Genomic DNA, 24,096 nt, shown 5'->3' with positions numbered 1-24,096 from the left:
CTGGTGAAACTAGTGGAACTTTGCCGGCGCGGCTTCGGCGTCCTCGGGCAGTTCGGCGTGCACCAGTTCGCCCAAGGGGTTGGGGAAGTAGGGCGCGCCGCAGTCTTCGCAGTATTCCGCCGGCAGCACGCCGGGGATGCGGCGAAGTTCCGTCACGCCGTATTCCTTGAGCAGGGCGGCGATTTCGTCGACCACGTCGGGTTGGCCTTCGTCGGACGGCAGCTCTTCCTCTCGGCCATACAAAGGCCACACGCAGCCGTAGTAGACGTCGTTGCTGCTGCGCGCCGTGAAGCTGATGCGGTATTCGTCGATGCGGTTTTCGCCACAGCCGGCCACGACCGCGCGCAATTGCGAGGCTTCCAGGTTGACCGCGCCTTCCAGCCAACTGACGGCCGCGCGCAAGGACAAGGGGCGCACGCGGCGGTCGGCCTCGCGGTTGCTGACGTAGTAGGCGTCGGGCAGCAGGGCTTCGAAGCCGCAGCCGGGCATCAGGGCGGCCAGCGTGGGTTGCGCCTGGGCGGCCCATTGTTGCTGGCACGCATCGCGCGTGGCATCGGCGTCGCCCAGGCTTTCCTGCCAACGGAAGATCGGTGCGTTTTCAGGCACCGCCACCGCGCCGATGATGTAGCGCGTGTCGGCCAGCATGTTGGCGGTTTCGATCTCGGTGTTCAGCGCGGGCTTGGTGGTTTCCGCGCCCAGGGCTTGCGAGCCCAGGCGTTGCAGCCACTGCCAGGTTTCGCCGAACGTGCGCGGCATCTGGTCCACGCTGACCAGCACCGGCATCAGCGCGGTGCGCGCCTGGCTGGACAGCACGTGGCCGTGCAACTGCGCCAGCAGCGCCTGCTGGGCGCTGGCGGAAACGGGGCCGGTGGGGATGGCGTAGCGCGTCCAGGCGACGATTGGTGCAACGATCAGCAATACGTCGTACACCACGCCGTTTTTCTCGATCTTCATCGACTCGGACAGCGTTTCGGCCTGTTCGATCAAGACTTCGTAGGCGCCGATGTCGCTTTGCGCCAGGTGGTCCAGGGCCGCTTCCAGCGGGGCGTCCTGCCCAGCCTTGAGCAGCTTGGGAATCGCTTCGCCAAGCTGGTTCTCCCAAAACACGTCTTCAACGCGGCTGCCCGAGCGGTTAAGCGATTGGGCCAGCGCCACCAAACGGGTGGCGTCGCGGGTCATGCGGGGAGCGGATTGGCTGCGGGTTCGGGCCATAACTTCGAGGGACGTCCAGTAAGTGTGTAACGACGTAGTTTACCGCTCGCCGCCCATCGCGGCGTTGTCGCATTGGTTTCCGACTTCAGAGCCCCGCACAGCGCTGCCTGCGGGCGCATTGCCGGCATTGATGCCGTATCGGCAACAGAGCATCCCCCTGACGGGGGTTTATTGCTGATTGGGAATATTCGACAATTCCTCATCGAATTTGTCTACAGGAGGCTGCGCCATGCGTTGGCCTACGCTTTTTATTTCCCACGGCTCGCCAATGCTGGCCGTTGAACCCGGGCGCACCGGCCCCGTGCTGACGGCATGGAGCCAGGCGCAAGGCCGCAAGCCGCGCGGCATCCTGGTCGTGTCGCCGCACTGGATGGGCGAAGGGCTGGCACTGTCCACGCGCGACCGGCAAGTGGCGTGGCACGACTTTGGCGGTTTTCCGCCCGAGCTGTATGCGCTGCAATACGCGGCCCCCGGCTCGCCCGAACTGGCCGACCGTGTCCAGGCGGTGCTGGCCGAATCGGGTATCGCCGCCGATCGCGACCCGCGCCGCCCGCTGGACCATGGCGCGTGGGTGCCGCTGCGCTACCTGTACCCCGACGTTGATGTGCCGGTGGTGCAGCTGTCGCTGGACATGGGGCGCGACGCGGCCGGCCAACTGGCTTTGGGCCGCGCGCTGGCGCCGCTGCGTGATGAAGGCATTCTGATCATCGGGTCGGGTTCGCTGACGCACAATCTGCGCGATGTCCGCATGCCGCAAAGCGCGCCGCCCGTGTCGTACGTGCCAGGATTTCAGGCGTGGTACGCGCGTAACCTGGCCGAACACAACGTGCCGGCGCTGCTGGACTGGCAGGCGCAGGCGCCCGGCGCATTGCAGGCGCATCCGCACGACGATCATTTGATGCCGTTGTACGTAGCGCTGGGAGCGGGCGGCGACGATGCCCGCGCCACCCGCTTGAACGACGAAATTTCGTATGGGGCGTTGGCGATGGACGCGTATCAGTTCGACGATTGATGCTGCACGGCAGGGCAGAGGCGCGGATCTATCGCCCCGGCCCAGACCATAAAAAAGCCCCGGAACCGTCAAGGTTCCGGGGCTTTTGCATCGCGCCCCGACTGGGGGGCGCGTCGCGCGTCAGGCAGCCAGCAGCTGGCGCAGCACGAAAGGCAGGATGCCGCCGTGCTGGTAGTAATCGACTTCAATCGGCGTGTCGATGCGCAGCAGCACCGTCACGTCCTGCTTCGAACCGTCCTTGCGGGTGATCGTCAGCGTCACGTCCTGCATCGGCTTGATGCCGTTTTCCAGGCCCGAGATGTCGTACGTTTCTTCGCCGGTGATGCCCAGCGACTGCACGCTGTCCGTGCCCTTGAATTGCAGCGGCAGCACGCCCATGCCCACCAGGTTGCTGCGGTGGATACGTTCAAAGCTGCGCGTGATCACGGCCTTGACGCCCAGCAGTTGCGTGCCCTTGGCCGCCCAGTCGCGCGACGAACCCGTGCCGTATTCCTCGCCGCCGAATACGACGGTGGGGGTGCCCTGGGCCACGTACTTCATGGCCGCGTCGTAGATGGACATCTGTTCGCCCGTGGGTTGGAACAGGGTCTCGCCGCCTTCGAAGCGGCTGCCATCGGGCAACGACGGAATCATCAGGTTCTTGATGCGCACGTTGGCAAAGGTGCCGCGCATCATGATCTCGTGGTTGCCGCGACGCGAGCCATAGCTGTTGAAATCGGCCTTCATCACGCCGTTTTCCTTCAGCCACTTGCCGGCTGGCGACGTTTCCTTGATGGAGCCGGCGGGCGAGATGTGGTCGGTGGTCACGGAATCACCGAACACGCCCAACGCGCGCGCGCCCTTGACGGTGGGCATCGGGGCCGGCGTCATGTCGAAGCCTTCGAAGAAGGGCGGTTCGGCGATGTAGGTGGAGTCGGGCCAGTTGTAGGTATCGCCGGCCACGCCCTTGATGTTCTCCCACAGCTTGCCCGGGTTGCTCTTGACCTGGCCGTAGTTGGCCTCGAACACCTTCGGGTCCAACGCGTGCTTCAACAGCGCCTCGACTTCCTCGGACGTGGGCCAGATGTCGCCCAGCCAGACGTCGCCGTTCTTGCCACGGCCCACCGGTTCGGTCATCAGATCGCGCGTGACGGTGCCGGCCAGCGCGTACGCCACGACCAGCGGGGGCGAGGCCAGGAAGTTGGCCTTGATGTTCGGGTGGATGCGCGCTTCAAAGTTGCGGTTGCCCGACAGCACCGCCGAGCACACCAGGTCGTTGCCGATGATGGCTTCGTTCAGGTCGGGCGTCAGGTCGCCCGCGTTGCCGATGCACGTGGTGCAGCCGTAGGCGGCCACGTCAAAGCCCAGCTTTTCCAGGTAGGGCAACAGGCCCGTCTTGGTCAGGTAGTCGGTGACCACGCGGGATCCGGGGGCCAGCGACGTCTTGATGTGCTTGGGCACCTTCAGGCCGGCTTCCACTGCCTTCTTGGCCAGCAGGCCGGCGGCCAGCAGCACGTTCGGGTTCGACGTGTTGGTGCACGACGTGATGGCGGCAATCAGGATGTCGCCGTTCTTGATCTTGGTGCCGGCGCTGGTGGTGAACGTCTGGTTCAGCTTTTCGGCCGGCTGGTTGAAGCCGTTTTCGGCAACCGGCTTGGAGAACAGATCAATGAAGGTGTTCTTGACGTTGCCGATTTCGATGCGGTCTTGCGGGCGCTTCGGGCCGGCCAGCGACGGCGCGACGGTGGACAGGTCCAGCGTCAAGAGCTTGGTGAAGTTGATGTCCTGGGCGGCGGGGATGCCGAACATCTTCTGCGCCTTGAAGTAGGCCTCGAAGGCGGCGATTTCGTCTTCGGTGCGGCCCGTGCCACGGAAATAATCGATGGTGCGTTCGTCGACCGGGAAAAAGCCCATGGTTGCGCCGTATTCCGGCGCCATGTTGCCGATGGTGGCGCGTTCGGCCACGGTCAGGCTGGCGGTGCCTTCGCCGCAGAATTCAACGAACTTGCCCACCACTTTTTCACGGCGCAGCATTTCGGTGATGGTCAGCACCAGGTCGGTGGCGGTCACGCCGCCGCGCAATTGGCCCTTGAGTTCAACGCCGACCACGTCGGGCGTCAGGAAGTACACGGGCTGGCCCAGCATGCCGGCTTCGGCTTCGATGCCGCCCACGCCCCAGCCCACCACGCCAATGCCGTTGATCATCGTGGTGTGGCTATCCGTGCCCACCAGCGAATCGGGGTAATAGACATTGTTTTTCTTGTCCTGGTGCACGCCGCGCGCCAGGTATTCCAAGTTGACCTGGTGAACGATGCCAAAGCCCGGGGGCACAACACCGAACGTGTCGAACGCCTGCATGCCCCACTTCATGAACTGGTAGCGCTCTTGGTTGCGCTTGAATTCCAGCTTCATGTTCAGGTCCAGCGCGTCCTTGGTGCCGAAGTAGTCGATCATGACCGAGTGGTCGACCACCAGGTCGACCGGTACCAGCGGTTCGATGCTCTTGGGGCTCTTGCCCATCTTGTCGGCCACGGAGCGCATGGCGGCGATATCGGCCAGCAGCGGCACGCCGGTGAAGTCCTGCAACACCACGCGGGCAACCACGAACGGGATTTCATCTTCACGGCGGGCGTTGGCCTGCCAGTTGGCAAGCTGTTTGACGTGTTCTTCGGTGACCTTCTTGCCGTCACAGTTGCGCAGCACGGATTCCAAAACGATGCGGATCGATACCGGGAGCCGCTGCACATCGATGCCAAGCGACTTGCCCAGCGCCGGCAGCGAATAGTACTGACAGGATTTATTGCCGATCTTGAAGTTCTTGAGGGTGTCTAGAGTGTTGTGCGGCATGATGGACTCCGTGGTTTTGCCCGGCTTTTTTTACCCAAGCGCAGGCGGCATTTTCTGGCGTTTTTGCGCGTTTGTCATTGTAGGGGACACAAGCCCGCGCCCGACCGTATGTCTTATATCTTATATAAGACTTGGGCGGCACGTCAAAGTTCCGACCCGTCCGCACAAGACATATGGCTTTGCAAAACCCCTACTTTGGCGGACATGGCCCAAGCCCGCAAGACCCCATGGTTGTAGCAGGGCTTTCCTACAGCGGGGTTGCGCTGACATCGTGCTGACTATGCACGGCGTCGCCGTGCCGTCGCCATCGGCGCTCCCGGCCCGGACGCGCCCTGCCATCAGGCCAGAAAGCCGCGCAGCAAAGGCTCCAGTTCGCGCTTCAAGAAGTCCACCAACGCCCGCTGCGCGGTCGACGGGTAGGGCGTGGGCGACGTCAGGATGTACAGCTTGTCGCCCGGGCCTTGGGCCCGGTAGGCCGGCAACACCTCGCGCAGCCGGTTTGCTTCCAGGTCGGGTTGGACGATGTAGGCGGGCAGCAGGGCGACGCCCGCGCCATCGCGCGCGGCCTGGGCCAAAAAAGGGAAATATTCGGATTGCAGCCGTGGCGCCAGCTGGATCTCGTGCGTCTGGCCCCGGCGGCTCGTCAAGCGCAGCGTCGCTCGCGGCTTGGTTCCGGGCGGGCACAGGAAGTCCAGCCGGCTCAGGTCACGCGGGTGGGATGGCGCGCCCACGCGCTGCAAATACCCGGGCGCGGCGCACAGGTGCCATTTCACGTCGCCCAATTCGCGCGCGACATAGTCTTGCGGCGGCTGCGAGATCACCCGCAGCGCCACATCTATCTCGGACGAAATCAGGTCGCCGACACGGTTCGAGAACAGCACACGCAGGGTCAGACCGGGATGCTCCAGCGCGAAACGCACCAGCAGCGGGCGCAGGGCGTCCAGCTCGCCAAGCCCGGTCGGCAGCGACAGGCGGACATGGCCGGTGGGTTCGGCGCCCAGCTTCTGAAGCGCATGCCGCGCTGCTTCGACCTCGCGGGCCATCCGCGCGCCATGCTCGTACAGCACCGTGCCTTGCTGCGTCAGTTCCAGCCGGCGCGTGGTGCGCCGGATCAGTTGCGCGCCAAACGTGCGTTCCAGCTTTTGCAGATTGCGGCTGACATGGGAACGCGTCACTCCCTGGCGCAGGGCGGCTTCGCTCAGCGTGCCCGCTTCCACGATGGTCACAAACAGCTGGATCAGGTTCAGGTCTAGCGCGGGTAGGGCGGACATGGGGGGGAGGGGGGGCTATTGTTGCCTTGGAGGAAACAGAGTTTACCCAGACTGAAGGATTGTCGCGGTATCTGCGCGTTGATAATCTGGTCGCCATTGCGTATTGCAGTCACAACAAGGAGACAAACCATGGCCCAAAGCATGTATCGCAGCGACCTCTTCCGTGGGCGGCGCATCCTTATCACGGGCGGCGGCACGGGCTTGGGGCTGGCCATGGCCGAACGGCTGGCCGCCCTGGGCGCGACAGTGCATGTGTGCGGGCGCCGCCTGTCCGTGGTGGAAGAAGCGGCAGCCGGGCTGCAAGCCCGGTGCGGCGCGCAAGCCTACGCGCACGCTGTCGATATCCGCGACGCCGACGCGGTCGACGCCATGGTGCAAGGCATATGGGACACGCACGGCGGCCTGGACGGACTGATCAACAACGCGGCGGGCAACTTCATCAGCCCGACCGAAAAGCTCTCGGCGCGGGGATTCAACGCCATCGCCGACACGGTTTTTCACGGCACCTTCTACATGACGCAAGCCGTGGGCAAGCGCTGGATCGCTTCGGGCATGCCGGGCGCGGTGCTGTCGATTGTGGTGACCTGGGTATGGACGGGGTCGCCGTTTGTCGTGCCGTCGGCCATGTCCAAAGCCGGCATCGACGCCATGACCAAATCCCTGGCGGTGGAATGGGGCCGCCACGGCATCCGCTTGAATGCGATTGCGCCGGGCGTGATCCCGACCGAGGGCGCGACCGCGCGGCTGCGTCCCAACGGCGACGGTCAGGATGCGCTGACTCAGCAGAACCCCATGCGGCGCCTGGGCACGGGGCATGACATTGGCGAACTCGCGGCCTTTCTGCTCGCTCCGGACAACGACTGGGTCAATGGGCAGACCATTGCGCTGGACGGAGGCGACTATCTGGCCAACGGCGCGTATTTCAAGCAGTACTTCGATTGGTCCGACGAGGACTGGGCCGCAGCCCGCGCCGCCATCGAAGCCCGCACCGCGCAGGACAAGGCCCAACGCGCCGGGAAGCCGGCATGAGCGGCCACATCATCGCCGGCAATGTCAGTCTGACGCGTGATGTGCTGGTCGGCCGAGGCGAGCAGGTGGCGGCCGGCCTCGCCGCGAAGGGCGTGCGCGAAGGCGATGTCATCGCGGTGCTGCTGCGCAACGGCATGGCGTATCTGGAAATCATCCAGGCCTGCAAACGCCTGGGCTGTTATTACTGCCCCATCAATTGGCATTACACCGCCGACGAGGTCGCCTTCCTGGTAAGCGACAGCGGCGCCAGACTGCTGATCGCGGACGACGACCTGTGGCGACAGGCGCAAGGCGCGCTGCCCGCCGGCCTGCCCGTGTTGCGTGTGAGCGGGCCAACAGCGGGGGCGGGTGGGTCCGTCGCGGAAACCAGCGTCGACTTCGCCGACTACGACGCCTGGCGTGATGCGCAGCCGCGTTACGACGGCCCCTTGGTGGCGCCGCGTGGGCACATGGCCTACACGTCGGGTACCACAGGCCGGCCCAAGGGCGTAGTGCGCCAGCCATTTCCGATGGACCGTCTTGCCGACCATCTGGCTGCCGTCGAATCCGTGGTGGAACAGGCGTATGGCTTGCGTCCGGGCTGCCGCGCGTTATTGCCCGCGCCCATCTATCACAGCGCGCCCAGCGTGTTCGCGCAGGTCGCCTTGCGGGTGTGCGACACGCTGGTGCTGATGCCGCGGTTCGATCCGGTCGACGTGCTGCGCCTGATCCAGCAGCATCGCATCGACACCGTGTATCTCGTGCCGATCATGTACGTGCGCCTGCTGAAGCTGGACGCGCAGACGCGGGGTTCTTTTGACTTGTCGTCGTTGCGCTTCGTGGCCTCGACCGGGGCGCCGTGTGCGCCGGATCTGAAGCGCGCCATGATCGACTGGCTTGGTCCCGTTGTCCATGAAACCTACGCGTCCAGCGAAGCCGGCATGGTGACCGTGATCGACTCGCACGAAGCGATGGCGCGGCCCGGCAGCGCAGGACGCCCCATCGGCGCGGCGCAGGTACGCATCTATGCCGACGATGGCAGCCAGTGCGCTCCGGGGCAAATTGGCCATATCCATGTCCGCCAGCCCGCCTATGCCGACTTCACGTACCGCAACCACCCCGAGGCGCGACAGGCGATTGAACGCGATGGGCTGATCGGCCTGGGTGACCTGGGCTATGTAGACGCGGACGGCTATCTGTTCGTCTGCGACCGCGAGTCGGACATGGTGATATCGGGCGGGGTGAACATCTACCCCGCCGAAATTGAACACCACCTGACGCAATATCCCGGCGTGGCCGACTGCGCCGTGTTCGGCGTGCCCGACGCGGAATTTGGCGAGCGCCTGCTGGGCTTGATCCAGCCCGCGCCAAATGCCGATGTCGACGTGCAGGACGTGATGCGTTGGTTGGACAGCCGCATCGCCCGCTACAAAGTGCCGCGCGAGCTGCTGTTGCGCCCCGCGCTGCCGCGCGACGACAACGGCAAGATCGCCAAGCGCCGCCTGCGCGCCGAGTTCTGGGAAGGCCACGCACGCCGGGTCTAGGCGCGGGCACATCGATTTACCCCCGCGTGCGTACGTGCGCGGGGCTCGTACCAAGATAAGAGTCGCCAAAGACTCGGGAGACAAGCATGTTGAAGATCAACCGTTGGGTGGGCCGCGTCGCGGCCGCAGTGCTGCTGTGCAGCGGTGCCGTGTCGACGTCCGCGCCGGTGTGGGCGGCGACGTTTCCGGACAGGCCGCTAAAGCTGGTGGTGCCGTACACGCCGGGCGGCGCGGCCGACCAGTTGTCTCGCACGTTGGCCGAACGCCTGTCTCGCGAGTTGGCGCAACCGGTCGTTGTTGAAAACAAGCCGGGCGCAAACACCATGATTGCCGCTACTCAGGTAGCCCGCGCGCAGGCGGACGGCTACACCTTGCTGTTGGCCAGCAATGCCAGCATGGTGCTGAACCCGGCGCTTTATCGCAAAATTTCCTACAACGCCGAGCGCGATTTTCGCGTGTTGTCGGTAGTGGCCGAACTGCCGCTGGTGGTGGTCGCCAATAACCAGGTGCCGGCCACCACGCTGGCTCAGTTCGTGGGCTACTCCCAGGCGCATCCCGGCAAGCTGAACTATGCGTCCGTCGGCATCGGCAACCCGCTGCAACTGGCCACCGAACTGCTGAAGTCGCGCACGGGCATGGACGTGGCGCACATTCCCTACAACGGCAGTGCGCCCGCTTTGAGCTCGCTGATGGCCAACGACACGCAACTGATGGTGGACGTAATCAGCACGTCTTTGCCGCTGGTGAAAGAGGGAAAAATCAAGGCTTTGGCGGTGACGACGGCCGAGCGCCTGCCCGTGCTGCCGGACGTGCCGACGGTTGCCGAAAGCGGCTTCCCGGGTTTTCGCGCGGCGACCTGGTTCGGCGTGGCGGTGCCGGCGGGCACGCCGCCGCAAGAGACGACCGTGTTGCAGCAGGCCGTCAATAACGTGCTGCGGCAAGCGGAATTTCGTGAACGATTCCAGACCCTGGGCTTGGTAATCCAGGCGCCGCGCGATCAAGCCGAGACCGACGGCTATGTGCGCGATGACCGCCAGCGTTGGGGCGAAGTCATCCGGGCCAACAACATCAAGCTGGATTGATACGGCCCAGCTCAACCCCCAAGGGCGGCGCGGCCGGCCGCGCGGCGGGTTCGCGCTGCCCAGGGGCCGCGCGGCTCACGCCAGCAAGGCCGGCAGTTCAGCCGCTGCGATTTCCAGAAAGCGGCGCAAGGCCAGGGGCTCGCCACGGCGGGCTGGCATGATTGCGTAGATGCGCGAGGGCGCGGCCTGCCAGCCGGGCAGGATGGCGATCAGTTCGCCCCTGGCCAGCATGTTGGCGCACAGGTAGTGCGGCAGCAGGCCCACGCCCAGGCCCGCGCGCACCATGGACCGCAGCGTGGCCATGTTGCTGCTCAGGCATTTCGGCTGGAATTCCAGTGATTCTGTTTCGCCCGCCGGGCCGGTAAAGCGCCAGATCTGGCGACTGTCCTGCGTGGCGTGCGCCAGCAGCGGCAGCGCGGCCAGATCGCGTGGATGACGCGGGCGCGCCTGCGCCAGTGCCGGGGCGCCCACCAGGGTCAGCGGCACCAGCGCCAGCTCGCGACCGATCAGCCGGGAATCCGTCAGCGGGGTGCCCATTGCGCGAAACGCCAGGTCGTAGCCTTCGCCCACCAGGTCGATGATTTCGTCGCGCGTGTCCAGCAACACGCGCACGCCGGGATGCGCGATGCAAAAACGGGCCACCATTTCGCCCAGCAACGTTACCGCCAGCGGCGACGGCGCGGTGATACGCAACAAGCCGCTGGGTGTGTCGCCCATGGAGGCCGCCAGCTCAAACGCGGTGCGGGCCTCGCGCGCCACGGCTTGGGCGTGCACGTAGATCTGCTCGCCCATCGGGGTCAACGACACCCGCCGGGTATTGCGCTGAAGCAGGCGCACGCCCAGCCGCGCTTCCAGTTCGGCCACGCGCCGGCTCAGCTTGGAACGTTGCATATTCAACACACGCGCCGCTGCCGAAAATCCGCCTTTGGCGACGACTTCGCTAAAGAGCAGCAGGTCGTCCAGGTGATGAATGTGGGGGTACATAGAGGGGCAAGGCGCAAAAGAGGAGGCGGGCGCGGATTGTCCTGTACGGCATGACAAATATTCCTGAAATTGGCCTCTACTGTCCGCCAGGTGGAACGCATAAGCTCTGCGTCAGTCGGCGCCACCCCCTTTCACATTGGCGCGACCCACTCCAGGCAGCGCCTTTTTGACCATTCATCTTAGTAACGTCGCGGCGAGCCAGCCCGAATCGGCCGGCGATTGCTGCATCACGCGCACGTTTCGCCACACCGACTTTTCCCGTGGCTCATCCCCCGTCATCAGGGTCGACCATTTCGACATGACGGCCTCGGCCGCGCCGGCCCCGTGGCCGCCCGAGCCGCGTCCCGGCTGCTACGTCGCCACCTTGCTGCTGGAAGATACGCGGGGCAGCCTGCTCAGCCCCGGTGCCGACGGCGATGACCGGGACGTGCAGGCGGGCGACCTGCATTGGGCGCGGGCGGACGCCGGCGCTACCCGGGTGCGCCAGCCGGCTAACGGCGCGCGGCCCAGTGGTTGGCGGCTGAACGGCTTGCGTATTGTCGTGGGTCCGCTGGACGCGGCGGATGCGGGCAGCCCCGCGCCCGCGCTGATCCGGGGCTGGGAGATGCCGGTGATTCAGACTGACGCCGGCCGTATTCGCGTGGTGGCGGGCAGCCATGGGGGCTGGCAATCGCCGCTGGTGACGGCGGCATCGATGTTGGTCCTGGATGGGTGGCTGCGCCCGGGGGCGACGCAGCTGGTGCCGTTGCTGCCCGGCTGGAACGCCTGGCTTTACGTCGTGTCTGGTGAGCTGGGCGTGCGCGCGCGGCACCGCCGCACCGGCGCGCCGGCGTTGCCCAAGCAGATGGGCGGGGATCCCGACTTCGCCGTGTTGGACATGGGCTGCGCGCTGACGGCGTCCGCGTCCACGTGCGCATCCGCGTCGGCGGGCAATGAGGAAGGCGTGTTGGTATTGATGGCGGGCAGGGCGCCGGTGCACTTCGTGCTGGTGGGCGGGCCAGCAGGCGGGCCGGTGTCCGCGCGGGGTGTGTCCGCTGGCACAACTGCGGCGCCTGTCACAGCGAAGGCCAAAGCCACGGCCACAGCCACAGCCGGAGCCGAAGTCACAACCACATCCGCGGCCGCAGCCGCTGCCCCAGCCACAGCCAAAGCCACAGCCACAGCCAAAGCCAAAGCCACAGCCACAGCCACAGCCAAAGCCAAAGCCAAAGCCAAAGCCAAAGCCAAAGCCAAAGCCAAAGCCACGACCACGGCTGCTGTCGCAGGCCCAGCCGCTCCCACGACCACCGCCCGCACCATGCCGACCACCCCACGTCGCCGTGCCGGCGCCGACTCCGTCCCTACATGACCCTGATTCCATCAGGGCTGTTTGTTGCGTGACGGCAACGTCGCGTAAAAGCGAAAACGGGGACGAGTGAGAATGATTATCGATTTGATAATATTTGCGCCTTAAGACCTCAAGACCCCTGGGTGAACGGGCTCGGTCAGGGCCTGGTGCCAGGCTTTCGCGGTAGTGCCAGCTGATACGCCGTTTTCCGTGCGTCATTCCATCGGGATTGTGTGTTTCTCCGCGCGGCAACGCGCACTTACCGTCCCCTGACCCCGATATGAAAATTCGAACACTTGCCTGCGTGGCCGCAACGCTGCCGTGCATCAGCGCCGTCCACGCTCAAACCGCCACCCCCGTCCCTGCGCAAACCGGCACCGCCGGCGGCTCCGTTGTGTCGATGGAAGCGATCAAGGTCGAAGCCAGCGCCGACGCCTCGGCGGGCGGCTTGGCGGTGCCCTTTGCGGGCGGGCAGGTGGCCACGGGAGGCCGAGTGGGCATCCTGGGCACGCAAGACAACATGAGCACGCCGTTCAGCATTACCAGCTACACGAACGAGCTGATCCAGGACAAGCAGGCGCGCAGCGTGGGCGATGTCTTGCAGAACGATTCCGGCGTGCGCGTGGCGCGTGGCTTCGGCAATTTCCAAGAGTCCTACTTCATTCGCGGCTTCATCCTGAGTTCGGACGACGTGGCGTACAACGGCTTGTACAGCCTGCTGCCGCGCCAGTACATTGCCACCGAATTGTTCGAGCGCGTGGAAGTCCTGCGCGGTGCAACGGCTTTCCTGACGGGTGCAACGCCGGGCGGCGGCGGCATCGGCGGCGTGATCAACCTGGTGCCCAAGCGCGCGCCCAACGAACCGCTGACGCGTGTCACCACCGGCGTGGGCAGCGGCGGCCAGTTCCAGCTGTCGACCGACATCGCGCGCCGTTTTGGTCCCGACGACAGCACGGGCATTCGCCTGAACGCCGCGCAACGCAGCGGCGACACGGGGATCGACGACGAACATTCGCGTACCAGCCTGGTGTCCCTGGGTATCGACTGGCGGTCGGCGGATACGCGCTTGTCGGGCGATATCGGCTGGCAGGAAAACAAGCTGAAGCGGCCGCGTCCGAATGTGACGATGGGCTCGACGGTAACCACCGTTCCCGACGCCCCGGACGCCAGCTCGAACTATGCGCAGCCGTGGTCGTATTCCAATGAACGCGACGTGTTCGGCACCCTGCGCGCGGAGCATGATTTCAGCGACAAGCTGACGGGTTGGGCGGCATACGGCTTTCGCCGCAGCGATGAGGCGAATTCGCTGGGCAACGTGACGTTGACCAATGGCAGCACGGGCGCGGGCAACTTCTATCGCTTCGACAATACGCGCGAAGACAGCGTCAACACGGGTGAAGTGGGCCTGCGTGCCAAGCTGCGCACCGGCCCCGTCGGCCATGAAGTGGTGGTGTCGGCTTCCTTCTTCGATCTGAAGAAGAAGAACGCGTACATCATGGATTTCGGCAACACGTATCCGACGAACATCTACGATCCGATTTCGTACGACAAGCCGGCGTTCAGTGCCGGTGCTTTGCGGGGCAACGATATCGACAACCCCGCCTTGCAAGGACGCACGCGCATGAGCAGCTACGCCTTGGGCGACACGATGTCGTTCCTGGACGACAAGGTGCTGCTGACCTTGGGCATCCGCCATCAACGTATGTCGACTCGCAGCTATTCCTACGACAACGGGACCGGTAACGGGGGCAACGAAACGGGTGCATACGACAAGAGCCGAAATTCGCCGGCCGCTGGTGTTGTTTTTAAGGTGGCGCCAAGTGTCTCTCTGTATGCCAACTACATTGAAGCGCTAGTGCAGGGCGATACGGCTCCCGCGAACGCCAACGGCAAACCCGTACCCAACGTTGGTACAGTGCTGTCGCCCTATGTCTCCAAACAAAAGGAGATTGGCGCAAAGTACGAAGGCGACGGGCTGGGGGCGGGCCTTGCACTGTTTTCTACCGACAAGCCGCGGTCCGCATACAACGCCAACAACGAGCTGACGGCCTCCGGTAAAGACCGGCACCAAGGCGTAGAACTGACGGTCTATGGCGAGCCGATCCAGTCTGTTCGCGTTCTCGGCGGACTCACGTGGTTGGACGCCGAGCAGCGTTCTACCGGCAAGCCATCAATCGACGGCAACCGTGTGATCGGCGTGCCTCGCTTCCAGGCCAACATGGGCGTGGAATGGGATATCCCCGGCGTGCAAGGCCTGGCCGTCGATGGCCGTGTGGTCTACACCGGTTCGTCGTACGCTGATGACGCCAACACCCTGAAAGTCCCCGGCTGGACGCGCTTTGACGCCGGTCTGCGCTACATGACGGACGTCGACGGCCACGTCGTGACCCTGCGCGCCCGCGTTGAGAACATCGCCAATCGCAACTACTGGTCGTCGGTTGGCGGGTACCCCGGCAACGGCTACCTGGTCCTTGGCGGCCCGCGCACGTTCCTGCTGTCGGCCAGCATGGACTTCTGATCGCTGCACGACAAGTCACGCAAGCGAAAAAAATCCCGGCCCAGGCCGGGATTTTTTTGTTTTGGAAAGGGCGTCTCAATCGCCGATCACACTGCTTCCTGAATCGTCATATGCACTTGCAGGCCTGCGGATCGTCAAGTGCCGTACCCAAAAAAGGTGACGAGTTCCGGGCCTTTCACGCGGTGGTTATACCAATTTTTGTATAGAGATCAAGGCAAGCGCGGCAGTTGCTATCGGCTCACCACAACCACCCCCCACGCGTCAGGTCGCTTTCGCAGCTTTTGTATTGCGACGTGAATTTTTCCGCGCGTGCCTGCACCTTTTGCGACACCGTTTTCAACCATGCCTTGCGGTCGTAGCTGCGGTTGCGGTAGCCGGTCCAGCCTTCGTGGTAGTTCAGGTACTGCCCGTAGGCGTCCCACTTCGAGATGCCGTTGAGGCGTTGCGACTTGCTCATGTACCAGCCCATGAAGTCGAGCGCGTCGGCAAAGTCGTCGCGGCTTGAGCCCCAGCCGCCGGCTTCGCGCTTGTAGTCGGCCCAGGTTTCGTCCTTGGCCTGGGCGTAGCCGTAGGCGGAGCTGACGCGGCCCCAGGGGATGATGCCCAGGAAGTAGTAGCGGGGCGGCACGGCGTCCTGCTTGAAGGAGGATTCCTGGTACATCATCGCCATGGGCACCGGCACGGGCGCGCCCCATTTCTTCTGCACCTTCAGGGCGGCGTCGTGCCAGTCGGGCTTTTCTCGGAAGATCGCGCAAATGTTCTCGGGGTTCGATGGCGGCGCCGTGGCGCAGCCGGCAAGCGCCAGCAGTAGCAGCGGCGGCAGCAAAAGCCGGGTCATTGGCGGGCTTCCTCCTTGGGGTGGGGGCGCGGTTGAAGGCAGCGCCCGGGGTGTGACAACTGTTGACGGTGTCACAAGATACCGCGATTGTATGAAAACGTATCGCCGGAAAAGTTCCGTCCCTGAAATGGGTGGGCGGGCCTGGCTGGTCAATGGGAAGGACACCGGATAAGCCGCCGCCCGAAGCGAACGCCGGATTGCAAACGGCGCCAGATGGCAAACGGCCCCGGAGTGCTCCGGGGCCGTTGTCTGCGTGGAAAGCCGGCACAGAGACCGGCTATCGCATATGGCGTACACGCATAACGCGTACACGCATCAGGCTTACGCCTGAAAGGCTTACACCTCGATCACGTCGGCCACGTCCTTGTAGTCGGCGATCTTGTCGAAGTTCAGGTACTGGTAGATCTGGTCGCTGCTCTTGTTGATGACGCCCATGTCAGCCATGTACTCGTCCTTGGTCGGGATGCGGCCCAGCTTCGAGCAGATGGCGGCAAGTTCGGCCGAACCCAGGTACACGTTCGTGTTCTTGCCCAGGCGGTTCGGGAAGTTGCGGGTGCTGGTCGACATCACCGTTGCGCCTTCGCGCACTTGTGCCTGGTTACCCATGCACAGCGAGCAGCCCGGCATTTCCGTGCGGGCGCCGGCGGTGCCGAAGACGCCGTAGTGGCCTTCTTCGGTCAACTGCGTGGCGTCCATCTTGGTCGGCGGGGCCACCCACAGCTTGACCGGGATGTCGCGCTTGCCTTCCAGCAGCTTGGACGCCGCGCGGAAGTGGCCGATGTTCGTCATGCAGCTGCCGATGAACACTTCGTCGATCTTGGCGCCGGCAACTTCCGACAGCGTCTTGACGTCGTCCGGGTCGTTCGGGCAGGCCACGATGGGCTCGTGCACGTCGGCCAGGTCGATTTCGATGACGGCGGCGTATTCGGCGTCGGCGTCCGGCTCCAGCAGCTTGGGGTCCGCCAACCAGGCTTCCATGGCCTTGATACGGCGGCCCAGCGTGCGTTCGTCTTCGTAGCCGTTGGCGATCATCCACTTCAACATCACGATGTTGCTGTTGATGTATTCGATGATCGGTTCCTTGTTCAGGAACACCGAGCAACCGGCAGCCGAACGTTCAGCGGACGCATCCGACAGTTCAAAAGCTTGCTCGACCTTCAGGTCCGGCAGGCCTTCGATTTCCAGGATGCGGCCCGAGAAAATGTTCTTCTTGCCTTGCTTGGCCACCGTCAGCAGGCCTTGCTTGATGGCGTACAGCGGGATGGCGTTGACCAGGTCACGCAGGGTGACGCCGGGTTGCAGCTTGCCCTTGAAGCGGACCAGCACCGATTCCGGCATGTCCAGCGGCATCACGCCGGTGGCGGCGGCAAAGGCGACCAGGCCCGAACCGGCCGGGAACGAAATGCCGATGGGGAAGCGCGTGTGCGAGTCGCCGCCGGTGCCGACGGTGTCGGGCAACAGCATGCGGTTCAGCCACGAGTGGATCACGCCATCACCCGGGCGCAGCGACACGCCGCCACGGGTGCTGATGAATTCCGGCAGCGTGTGGTGCGTCTTGACGTCCACGGGCTTGGGGTAGGCGGCGGTGTGGCAGAACGACTGCATCACCAGGTCAGCCGAGAAGCCCAGGCAAGCCAGGTCCTTCAGTTCGTCGCGGGTCATCGGGCCGGTGGTGTCCTGGCTGCCGACCGAGGTCATCTTCGGTTCGCAGTAGGTGCCCGGGCGGATGCCCTTGCCGTCCGGCAGGCCGCAGGCACGGCCAACCATCTTCTGGGCCAGCGTGTAACCCTTGCCGGTGTCGACCGGGTCTTTCGGCAGGCGGAACAGCGTCGACGGGGCCAGGCCCAGTGCTTCGCGCGCCTTGCTGGTCAGGCCACGGCCGATAATCAGCGGAATGCGGCCACCGGCGCGCACTTCGTCGAACAGCACGTCGGACTTCACTTCGAATTCAGCGATGACTTCGCCGTTCTTCAACGCCTTGCCATCGTAGGGGCGCAGTTCAACGACGTCGCCCATTTCCATCTTGGACACGTCCAGTTCGATCGGCAGCGCGCCGGCGTCTTCCATCGTGTTGTAGAAGATCGGGGCAATCTTGTTGCCCAGGCACACGCCGCCAAAGCGCTTGTTCGGCACGAAGGGGATGTCTTCGCCCGTGAACCACAGCACCGAGTTGGTCGCCGATTTGCGCGACGAACCCGTGCCGACCACGTCGCCCACGTAGGCGACCAGGTGGCCCTTTTCTTTCAGCGATTCAATGAATTTGACGGGGCCGCGCTTGCCGTCTTCTTCCGGTTCGAACGCCGCGCCGTCGCGCTTGTTCTTCAGCATCGCCAGGGCGTGCATCGGGATGTCGGGGCGGGTCGTGGCGTCGGGCGCCGGCGACAGGTCGTCGGTGTTGGTTTCGCCAGGCACCTTGAAGACGGTGATGGTCAGGCTTTCCGGCAGTTCCGGACGGCTGGTGAACCATTCGGCGTCGGCCCAGCTTTGCATCACGGACTTGGCGTTGGCGTTGCCCTTGTCGGCCTTTTCCTTCACGTCATGGAAGGCGTCGAACATCAACAGGGTCTTTTTCAGCGCATCGGCGGCGATGGTGCCGATTTCCGCGTCATCCAGCAGGTCGACCAGCGGGCCAATGTTGTAGCCGCCGAGCATCGTGCCCAGCAGTTGCGTCGCCTTGGCACGGCTGATCAGCGCACAAGCTTCCTTGCCCAGCGCCACGGCGGCCAGGTAGGACGCCTTCACCTTGGCGGCATCGTCCACGCCGGCCGGCACACGGTGGGTCAACAGTTCGACCAGATTCTGCTCTTCGCCAGCGGGCGGGTTCTTCAGCAGTTCGATCAGTTCGGCGGTTTGTTTAGCCGTCAGGGGCAGCGGGGGAATCCCCAGAGCCGCGCGTTCGGCAACGTGTTGGCGGTAGTTATCCAGCATGTGAGGCCTGCTCAAAAGTCGGGTTGGAAGAAGGGTTGTCGGCCGGAATTGTAGAGGGAAGAGGGGGCGGCAAGCAAATGTCTTATATCTTATATAAGACTATGGTCCGTCCCTTGTTGTTGGGTGGCGACGTTGGGAAGCAGACGGCGCGCCGTTGCCGCCCGCAGCGAAGGGCGCCAGCCAGCAAAATGGCGGCTCGATGGCCGCCATTACGAATTCAATGCTGGACGGGCAGGCGCAATCCTAGCGCGTGGCTACGTCATAAACGACGGCAACCCGGGCAAAATTGCCACCAAATTGCTTCACGTCCATTTCGAACGGGGCGCTGTCGCCCGGCTTGAGCTTGGGCAGGCGCAATTCCTTGAACAGGGCGCCCGACAGCTTGTCCTGGGCGTCGTACAGGCTGACCCAGACCCGCACGTTTTCCACGTCGACCTGATCCTCGTTGCGAACGCGGCCGTGAACCGTGACGTATTTGTAACGATAGCGATAGCTGAAATTCAGCGTGCCGGTGCCGATCCCGGCCTCGGTGTTTTCAACCGTGACGGCCAGTTTGGGACGCGGGCCGGGCAGGGCGGCGCGTTTGGCCGGCAACCAGTTGGTCTTGACCTCGGTCACCCGTTCGAAGCTGCCGCCCGACAGCATCACCGGCACCCGCTCGCCGGGGTAAAGGTGCGTGGGCAAGGTCCATTCCTGGCGCAGGTTCAACGGTCGAGAGCCGTCAAACGCCGAAATTTCAACGCGGGGCGACAGGGCAATGTCGGTGGTGCTGGTGTTGGACAGCTCCGCGAACATCACCGGCCGCTCGATTTCATCCAGCAGGCGGCGTGGCGCCGACAAGCTGAATGCCTTCGGGTCGAACAACGCGAAGTTCGGGTCCAGCAGTTCTTCGGTGGACAGACGCACGTGGTCAATGACCCGCACATTCGCGGGGCTGACGCGGTGCATGCGGCTGGTGGAAGCGGTTTCCTTGGGCGCATCCTCTGCCGGCTTGGCCACGGCCGTGTTGGCGGACCCGGCCGGCGTTTCATGCCCCAGCTTGTTCGCCACCCAGGGGCCCACGGCGGTGTACCGGGTCAGCGCCACGCCGGCCGCCGCCAGCATCAGCAGCACCAGTGCGGTTTTGGCTGGCCAGGCAAGCGGCTTGGATTGGGAACGGTCAGCTTTCACTTTGCACCATGTAGTCGTAGGACGCGACCTTGTCGTCGCCAAGCATTTCGCAGCGCACGTCGAACGCCGTCATGGCGCCCGACGCCAACGCGCCGGCGCTGCCATAGCCGTTGCCGGTGCCGATCAACGCGCCGTCCTGGCCGTACAGCAGCACGGTGATCTGCGCGGCGCCGGCCTCTTTGGCGCCGTCGTTCTTGAGCAGGCCGACCAGGCGATACGCGCCATCGTTCTTTACCAGCTGCACCTTGCTGGCGGACACGTCGTTGTTCTTGCCGCGCGCCGGCGTCGGCGTGGCGACCTGTAATTCGTAGCGCGAGTAGGCTTTTTCAGGGGCCGAGATCAGCACCGGCGCGTATTCGCCCGGTTCCAGTGACCGTGGCGATGGCGTGGAGAGGGTCGACGTCAGCGTCAGGTCGCCCTGGAAGAACGTTGCCGTGACACGCGGCACGTCGATCTTCTTGCCCGTTTCGTTGCGCATGATCATCACCAGCTGCTTGCGGCCGCGGATCTGGACTTCGCGCACGTCCGTGAGTTTGACCAGCGACGCGTCAATGGGCGGGGCGACGGGCGTTGGGCGGTAAGGGGTCGACGGGCTGGACGTCAGCATCGACGCCACCAGCGGCACGAAAATCACCGCAACCACTACCAGCACGATGGCCGCCAGCGCACTGGGCTTGATCTGCGCTAGCCTGGCCGGCTGCTGCATGCCGCGCAATATCTTTTCAAGCCGCTGGGCAACGTCGTCCTCCACCAGCGTCAAGGCGTGGCAATGGTTGCAGCGGTATTCGTTGGGGGCCAGTTTGGTGAATTGCGCGCTGCCGCAAGTGGAGCAGGTCAGCGTGACCGTGTTGATCGTCGTGTGTTTTGGTGTCATGCGTTTGGCGTCATGCGTTTGGCGTCATGCTGGCGGAGCGTGCATGGGGGACGGACAGGGCGGCAAGGATAGCGGCAGCGCGCCGGGGGCGGGGTGCAGGTGCGCTTCTAGTTGTGACGATATGTGCCAAAAGCGACGCCCCGCCGCCTTATCGCGACAAACGAACGCTGTTCGTCCGGGTGATATCATCGCCGCGACAAAAACCCGGCCCCACGCATGAGCATTTCCCATCACCTGCTGTTTCTGGCCTGCGTGGCGCTGGCCACCTATGCCCAGACCATGACCGGCTTCGCGTTCGGGCTGGTGCTACTGGGTCTGTCCGGCGTATTTCAGCTGGCCTCGGTGGCCGAAGTGGCCAACGTGGTCAGCGTGCTGTCGCTGGTGAACGCCGCCGTCACGCTGGCGCGCGCCAAGCCGCAAGTGAACTGGTCGCTGATGCGCCCGGCCATGGTCGCCAGCCTGGTGGGCGTTGCCGTGGGTGTGGCCGCGCTGACGTGGATCAGCGGATCCATGACGGTCCTGCTGCAACTGTTGCTGGGCATCACCATCCTGGCCTGCGCGGTGCTGCTGGTGGCGCGCGCCAAGCCATTGGAACGCTTGTCGTCCAAGGCGTCCTTTTTGTTCTTCGGGGGCATTTCGGGCGTGTTGGGCGGCCTGTTTTCCAGCGCCGGCCCGCCGATGGTGTATCACCTGTATCGCCAGCCCTTGCCGCTGGCGTCCATCCGCAACAGCCTGCTGGTGCTGTTCTCGCTCAATGCCGTGGTGCGGCTGGCGCTGGTGACGGGGCAGGGCCACTTCATGGCGTCGTCATTCTGGCTTAGCGTGCAGGCGCTGCCCGTGGTGATCGGGGTGACGTGGGTGGCGCGGCGCTACAGCACGGCGGGCTCCATGAAGACCGTGAAGCGGATGGTGTTCGTGCTGCTGCTGGCGGCCGGCATGGGCCTGATCGTGCCGGCGGCGCGGATACTGGCGGCCGGGTAGCCGCCAGGGGCGCATGGGGCAACGGCGCGCGGCACTTGCGCGTGCTGCCGCTGACCGGGCTTGGCCACCGCTGATTACGCGTGGCCGCCGCTGATGTAGCGTTCCAGTTCGTGGATGATGAATTTCTGTTCGCTCATGATGTCCTTGACCAGATCGCCGATGGACAGCAGGCCGATGAGCTTTTCGTTGTCGATGACCGGAAGATGGCGGAAATGCCGTTCGGTCATCATGGCCATACAGTGCTCACGCGTGTCGCCCGGGCCCACGTAATACACCGAGTCGGTCATGATGTCGCGCACCTTGGTGCTGCGAGACGAGCGGTCTTGCAGGACGACTTTGCGGGCGTAGTCGCGCTCGGACAGCATGCCCAGCACCGTATCCCCTTGCACGACCACCACTGCGCCGATGCTGCGTTCGGCCATGGTCTTGATGGCGTCGAACACCGAGGAATCCGGTGAAACCGTCACGACGGCATTGTTCGACTTTTCCCTGAGAATCTCAGCCACTGTTTTCACGATGTGCTCCCGGATCGCTGACAAGGTTCAAACGCCAACCGCGCGTCGCGCCCTTGGATAACGGCCAGGGCGCCGCGGCGCGGTCATGCTCCATCCTAAGCCTGCTGGCCACCTTGCCGCAAGCGGGGCCTATTTGGCCGCCTTGGGCCGGAAGGCGTGGGCGGCCACTTCGCGCAGGTTGCGCGCGGCGCTGCGTTCGGCCCCCGGGTTCCATGCCAGCGAGATCCCGATCGACGCATCCGCCGGAAAATCGGCAAGCGTTTTGGTGACCACGTTGGGGCTGGGGTGGCGGCGGGCGCCGGCCGGCACCAGCGCCACGCCCAAGCCGCTTTCCACCAGGCTCAACAGGGTTTGCACCTGCACGGCTTCCTGCGCGATGCGGGGCGTGAAGCCGCGCAGCTGGCAGGCGTTGATGGCGGCCATGCGCAGGCCGGCCGCCTCGGTGGCGGTGTACATGATGAAGGGTTCGTCGGCCAGGTCGGCCAGCCGGATGCGGCCGCGGCGGGCCAGCGGATGGCTGTTGTGCACGGCCAGCACGAAATTTTCGGTGGTCAGCGGCGCCAGCCGCACGCGCGAGCCCATGGCCACCGGCACACGCACGATGCCCACTTCCAGCGCGTCCTCGGCCAGGTCCTGCATGATGCGTATCGAGGTGGCTTCGCGCAGCACCACTGTCACGCCCGGATAGCGTTGGCGAAACAAGGGCAGCACGCGCGGCAAGATGGCGTGCGTGGCGGATCCGACGAAACCGATACGGACGGTGCCGCCTTCACCGACAGCCCCAGCACGGGCAGCCAGCCGGAATTGCTCGGCATGAAACAGCGCGCGGCGCGCTTCATCCAGCGCCGCCAGCCCGGCCTCGGTCAGCTGCACGCCTTGCCGCCCACGCACGAACAGCGGCACACCCACCATCTCTTCCAGCTTGCGGATCGACACCGACAGCGGCGGTTGCGACATATGCAGCTTTTCGGCCGCGCGGTGAAAGTTCAGCGTGTCGGCAAGCACCAGAAATTGCTGCAAGTGGCGAAAGTCCATGGAAGGGGTCCAGGGCGGCATGGGCTTTCGATGATACGTGCTGTGTGTCGCGATGTGTGTGATGTGGTGTGTGGTGCTGTGTGTCGCGAATGTGTGCGGTGCTGCGTGTGGCGATGTGTGTGATGTGGTGTGTGGGGCTTGGTATCGCGCGGTGTGCCGTGCGGTGGATCGCCGCCGGCATCCGGGCTATCCCTTGCGGTATCGCCGCGTCAGGCTTGACCCTGCGACACGCGGCGGATGAGGTCCAGTGCACTGTCTTCGCCTTGCAACGCATGGGCGCCGATGTGTGCATGCCAGAAGGATTCCGACCCCGCCGCCAACCGCCAGTCGCGCAGGCGGCGCGTGTAAAGCTGCAAGTCGAATTCGGCGGTGACGCCGATGGCGCCATGCACCGCGTGGGCGATGTCGGCCACCCGCGGCGCAGCCTGGCTGGTTCGCGCTTTGCCGACGGCAGCTTGCATCGCACCGGGCATCACGCTGGGCATCACACCGGGCATCGCACCGGGCGTCGCGCTGGGCATCGCGCTGGGCATTGCACCGGGCATTGCACCGGGCATCGCGCTGGGCCTCGCGCCGGGCATTGCACCGGGCGTCGCACCGGGCGTCGCTGCCGGCATCGCGCTGGGGATCGAACCGGGCGTCGCACCCGGCATCGCATTGGGCAGCGCACCGGCCATCACTCGGGGCATATCGCCGGGCTGCGTGACCTGGCTTTGAAACGCCAGCTGCGCGGCCATGTTCGCTGCCCACACCTCTTCGGCCATCACGCTGATCTGTTGCTGCACCGCCTGGAAGCGGCCGATGGACTTGCCGAATTGAGCCCGTGTGTTGGCGTAGTCCAGGGTCATCGCCAACACGCGCTCCATTGCGCCGGCCATCAGGCCCGCGTAGGCCGTGGCGGCCAGCAGGGCCAGGGCATCCGGCGTATCGGCCGCGCGCTGCCCGTTGTGCCCGTTGTGCCCGTCCTGCCC

General features: G+C 64.8%; 18 protein-coding genes. 7 read left to right on the top strand and 11 right to left on the bottom strand.

Features of this window, described 5'->3' with window-relative positions; all coding sequences use genetic code 11:
• Positions 1-9: 9 nt before the first annotated feature.
• Positions 10-1,212 carry a DUF2863 family protein gene (locus tag YH64_RS10690; RefSeq protein ID WP_046804077.1) on the bottom strand — a complete coding sequence of 401 codons (1,203 nt, stop codon included), beginning with the start codon at positions 1,210-1,212 and terminating at the stop codon, positions 10-12.
• A gap of 229 nt (positions 1,213-1,441) precedes the next feature.
• Between YH64_RS10690 and YH64_RS10685 the strand changes: the two genes are divergently transcribed.
• On the top strand, positions 1,442-2,224 hold the full coding sequence (locus YH64_RS10685) for a class III extradiol ring-cleavage dioxygenase (protein WP_082134420.1): 783 nt from the start codon (positions 1,442-1,444) through the stop codon (positions 2,222-2,224).
• A gap of 120 nt (positions 2,225-2,344) precedes the next feature.
• On the opposite strand, the gene acnA is transcribed toward YH64_RS10685, so the two are convergent.
• Together acnA and YH64_RS10675 are read right to left on the bottom strand one after the other, a co-directional pair.
• Complete coding sequence (acnA, locus tag YH64_RS10680; RefSeq protein WP_046804075.1) at positions 2,345-5,050, bottom strand: aconitate hydratase AcnA; 2,706 nt, start codon at positions 5,048-5,050, stop codon at positions 2,345-2,347.
• Positions 5,051-5,388: 338 nt separating this feature from the next.
• Positions 5,389-6,321 (bottom strand): LysR family transcriptional regulator, encoded by a 933-nt coding sequence (locus YH64_RS10675; RefSeq protein WP_046804074.1) that lies wholly within the window; start codon positions 6,319-6,321, stop codon positions 5,389-5,391.
• 141 nt (positions 6,322-6,462) lie between these two features.
• On the opposite strand from YH64_RS10675, the gene YH64_RS10670 reads away from it, so the two are divergent.
• From YH64_RS10670 to YH64_RS10660, 3 genes are all read left to right on the top strand, one after another.
• Positions 6,463-7,350, top strand: a complete 888-nt coding sequence (locus tag YH64_RS10670) for an SDR family oxidoreductase (RefSeq protein WP_046804187.1) — start codon at positions 6,463-6,465, stop codon at positions 7,348-7,350.
• Positions 7,347-8,873, top strand: coding sequence for an AMP-binding protein (locus YH64_RS10665; RefSeq protein WP_046804073.1), 1,527 nt, complete (start codon positions 7,347-7,349; stop codon positions 8,871-8,873). The genes YH64_RS10670 and YH64_RS10665 overlap by 4 nt, the downstream gene beginning before the upstream one ends.
• An 86-nt stretch (positions 8,874-8,959) precedes the next feature.
• On the top strand, positions 8,960-9,955 hold the full coding sequence (locus tag YH64_RS10660; RefSeq protein ID WP_046804072.1) for a tripartite tricarboxylate transporter substrate binding protein: 996 nt from the start codon (positions 8,960-8,962) through the stop codon (positions 9,953-9,955).
• Between the two features lie 75 nt (positions 9,956-10,030).
• Here the strand turns inward: YH64_RS10660 and YH64_RS10655 are convergent, their stop codons facing one another.
• Positions 10,031-10,939: a LysR substrate-binding domain-containing protein gene (locus YH64_RS10655; RefSeq protein WP_046804071.1), complete on the bottom strand. Its 909-nt coding sequence runs from the start codon at positions 10,937-10,939 to the stop codon at positions 10,031-10,033.
• A gap of 166 nt (positions 10,940-11,105) precedes the next feature.
• Between YH64_RS10655 and YH64_RS30180 the strand changes: the two genes are divergently transcribed.
• A complete protein-coding gene (locus YH64_RS30180) occupies positions 11,106-12,287 on the top strand; it encodes a hypothetical protein (RefSeq protein WP_052945976.1) in 1,182 nt (393 codons plus the stop codon).
• Positions 12,288-12,546: 259 nt separating this feature from the next.
• Entirely contained in the window at positions 12,547-14,784 is a 2,238-nt protein-coding gene (locus tag YH64_RS10645; protein ID WP_046804070.1) for a TonB-dependent siderophore receptor, read from the top strand.
• 238 nt (positions 14,785-15,022) lie between these two features.
• Here the strand turns inward: YH64_RS10645 and YH64_RS10640 are convergent, their stop codons facing one another.
• From YH64_RS10640 to YH64_RS10625, 4 genes are all read right to left on the bottom strand, one after another.
• The gene (locus tag YH64_RS10640; protein ID WP_046804069.1) at positions 15,023-15,622 is read right to left on the bottom strand and encodes a lipoprotein; all 600 of its coding nucleotides are present in this window, start codon (positions 15,620-15,622) and stop codon (positions 15,023-15,025) included.
• Positions 15,623-15,958: 336 nt separating this feature from the next.
• Positions 15,959-18,550: a bifunctional aconitate hydratase 2/2-methylisocitrate dehydratase gene (gene acnB, locus YH64_RS10635; protein ID WP_046804068.1), complete on the bottom strand. Its 2,592-nt coding sequence runs from the start codon at positions 18,548-18,550 to the stop codon at positions 15,959-15,961.
• A 243-nt stretch (positions 18,551-18,793) separates the two neighbouring features.
• Positions 18,794-19,720 carry an FxLYD domain-containing protein gene (locus YH64_RS10630; protein WP_046804067.1) on the bottom strand — a complete coding sequence of 309 codons (927 nt, stop codon included), beginning with the start codon at positions 19,718-19,720 and terminating at the stop codon, positions 18,794-18,796.
• The gene (locus YH64_RS10625; protein ID WP_046804066.1) at positions 19,710-20,594 is read right to left on the bottom strand and encodes an FxLYD domain-containing protein; all 885 of its coding nucleotides are present in this window, start codon (positions 20,592-20,594) and stop codon (positions 19,710-19,712) included. Before YH64_RS10625 ends, YH64_RS10630 begins: the two co-directional genes overlap by 11 nt.
• 216 nt (positions 20,595-20,810) lie before the next feature.
• On the opposite strand from YH64_RS10625, the gene YH64_RS10620 reads away from it, so the two are divergent.
• On the top strand, positions 20,811-21,575 hold the full coding sequence (locus YH64_RS10620) for a sulfite exporter TauE/SafE family protein (RefSeq protein WP_046804065.1): 765 nt from the start codon (positions 20,811-20,813) through the stop codon (positions 21,573-21,575).
• A gap of 74 nt (positions 21,576-21,649) precedes the next feature.
• On the opposite strand, the gene YH64_RS10615 is transcribed toward YH64_RS10620, so the two are convergent.
• From YH64_RS10615 to YH64_RS30505, 3 genes are all read right to left on the bottom strand, one after another.
• On the bottom strand, positions 21,650-22,090 hold the full coding sequence (locus tag YH64_RS10615) for a CBS domain-containing protein (protein ID WP_046804064.1): 441 nt from the start codon (positions 22,088-22,090) through the stop codon (positions 21,650-21,652).
• Positions 22,091-22,219: 129 nt separating this feature from the next.
• Positions 22,220-23,125 carry a LysR family transcriptional regulator gene (locus tag YH64_RS10610; protein WP_046804063.1) on the bottom strand — a complete coding sequence of 302 codons (906 nt, stop codon included), beginning with the start codon at positions 23,123-23,125 and terminating at the stop codon, positions 22,220-22,222.
• A 209-nt stretch (positions 23,126-23,334) separates the two neighbouring features.
• Positions 23,335-24,096 (bottom strand): acyl-CoA dehydrogenase family protein (locus YH64_RS30505; protein ID WP_255444305.1); only part of this gene is annotated, 762 nt, incomplete at its 5' end.

Source organism: Achromobacter sp. LC458 (assembly GCF_001005835.2).
Lineage (GTDB): Bacteria > Pseudomonadota > Gammaproteobacteria > Burkholderiales > Burkholderiaceae_B > Achromobacter > Achromobacter spanius_B.
Note: the sequence above shows the minus strand (reverse complement) of the source record. Positions and strands in the feature narration are given on the sequence as shown.

Excerpts from the sequence above, each read along its gene's own strand:
- acnA (WP_046804075.1), bottom strand. The coding sequence starts at position 5,050 with ATGCCGCACAACACTCTAGACACCCTCAAGAACTTCAAGATCGGCAAT.
- YH64_RS10620 (WP_046804065.1), top strand. The coding sequence starts at position 20,811 with ATGAGCATTTCCCATCACCTGCTGTTTCTGGCCTGCGTGGCGCTGGCC.
- YH64_RS10640 (WP_046804069.1), bottom strand. The coding sequence starts at position 15,622 with ATGACCCGGCTTTTGCTGCCGCCGCTGCTACTGCTGGCGCTTGCCGGC.
- YH64_RS10645 (WP_046804070.1), top strand. The coding sequence starts at position 12,547 with ATGAAAATTCGAACACTTGCCTGCGTGGCCGCAACGCTGCCGTGCATC.
- YH64_RS10675 (WP_046804074.1), bottom strand. The coding sequence starts at position 6,321 with ATGTCCGCCCTACCCGCGCTAGACCTGAACCTGATCCAGCTGTTTGTG.
- YH64_RS10655 (WP_046804071.1), bottom strand. The coding sequence starts at position 10,939 with ATGTACCCCCACATTCATCACCTGGACGACCTGCTGCTCTTTAGCGAA.
- YH64_RS10610 (WP_046804063.1), bottom strand. The coding sequence starts at position 23,125 with ATGGACTTTCGCCACTTGCAGCAATTTCTGGTGCTTGCCGACACGCTG.
- YH64_RS10625 (WP_046804066.1), bottom strand. The coding sequence starts at position 20,594 with ATGACACCAAAACACACGACGATCAACACGGTCACGCTGACCTGCTCC.
- acnB (WP_046804068.1), bottom strand. The coding sequence starts at position 18,550 with ATGCTGGATAACTACCGCCAACACGTTGCCGAACGCGCGGCTCTGGGG.
- YH64_RS10660 (WP_046804072.1), top strand. The coding sequence starts at position 8,960 with ATGTTGAAGATCAACCGTTGGGTGGGCCGCGTCGCGGCCGCAGTGCTG.
- YH64_RS10690 (WP_046804077.1), bottom strand. The coding sequence starts at position 1,212 with ATGGCCCGAACCCGCAGCCAATCCGCTCCCCGCATGACCCGCGACGCC.
- YH64_RS10685 (WP_082134420.1), top strand. The coding sequence starts at position 1,442 with ATGCGTTGGCCTACGCTTTTTATTTCCCACGGCTCGCCAATGCTGGCC.
- YH64_RS10670 (WP_046804187.1), top strand. The coding sequence starts at position 6,463 with ATGTATCGCAGCGACCTCTTCCGTGGGCGGCGCATCCTTATCACGGGC.
- YH64_RS10665 (WP_046804073.1), top strand. The coding sequence starts at position 7,347 with ATGAGCGGCCACATCATCGCCGGCAATGTCAGTCTGACGCGTGATGTG.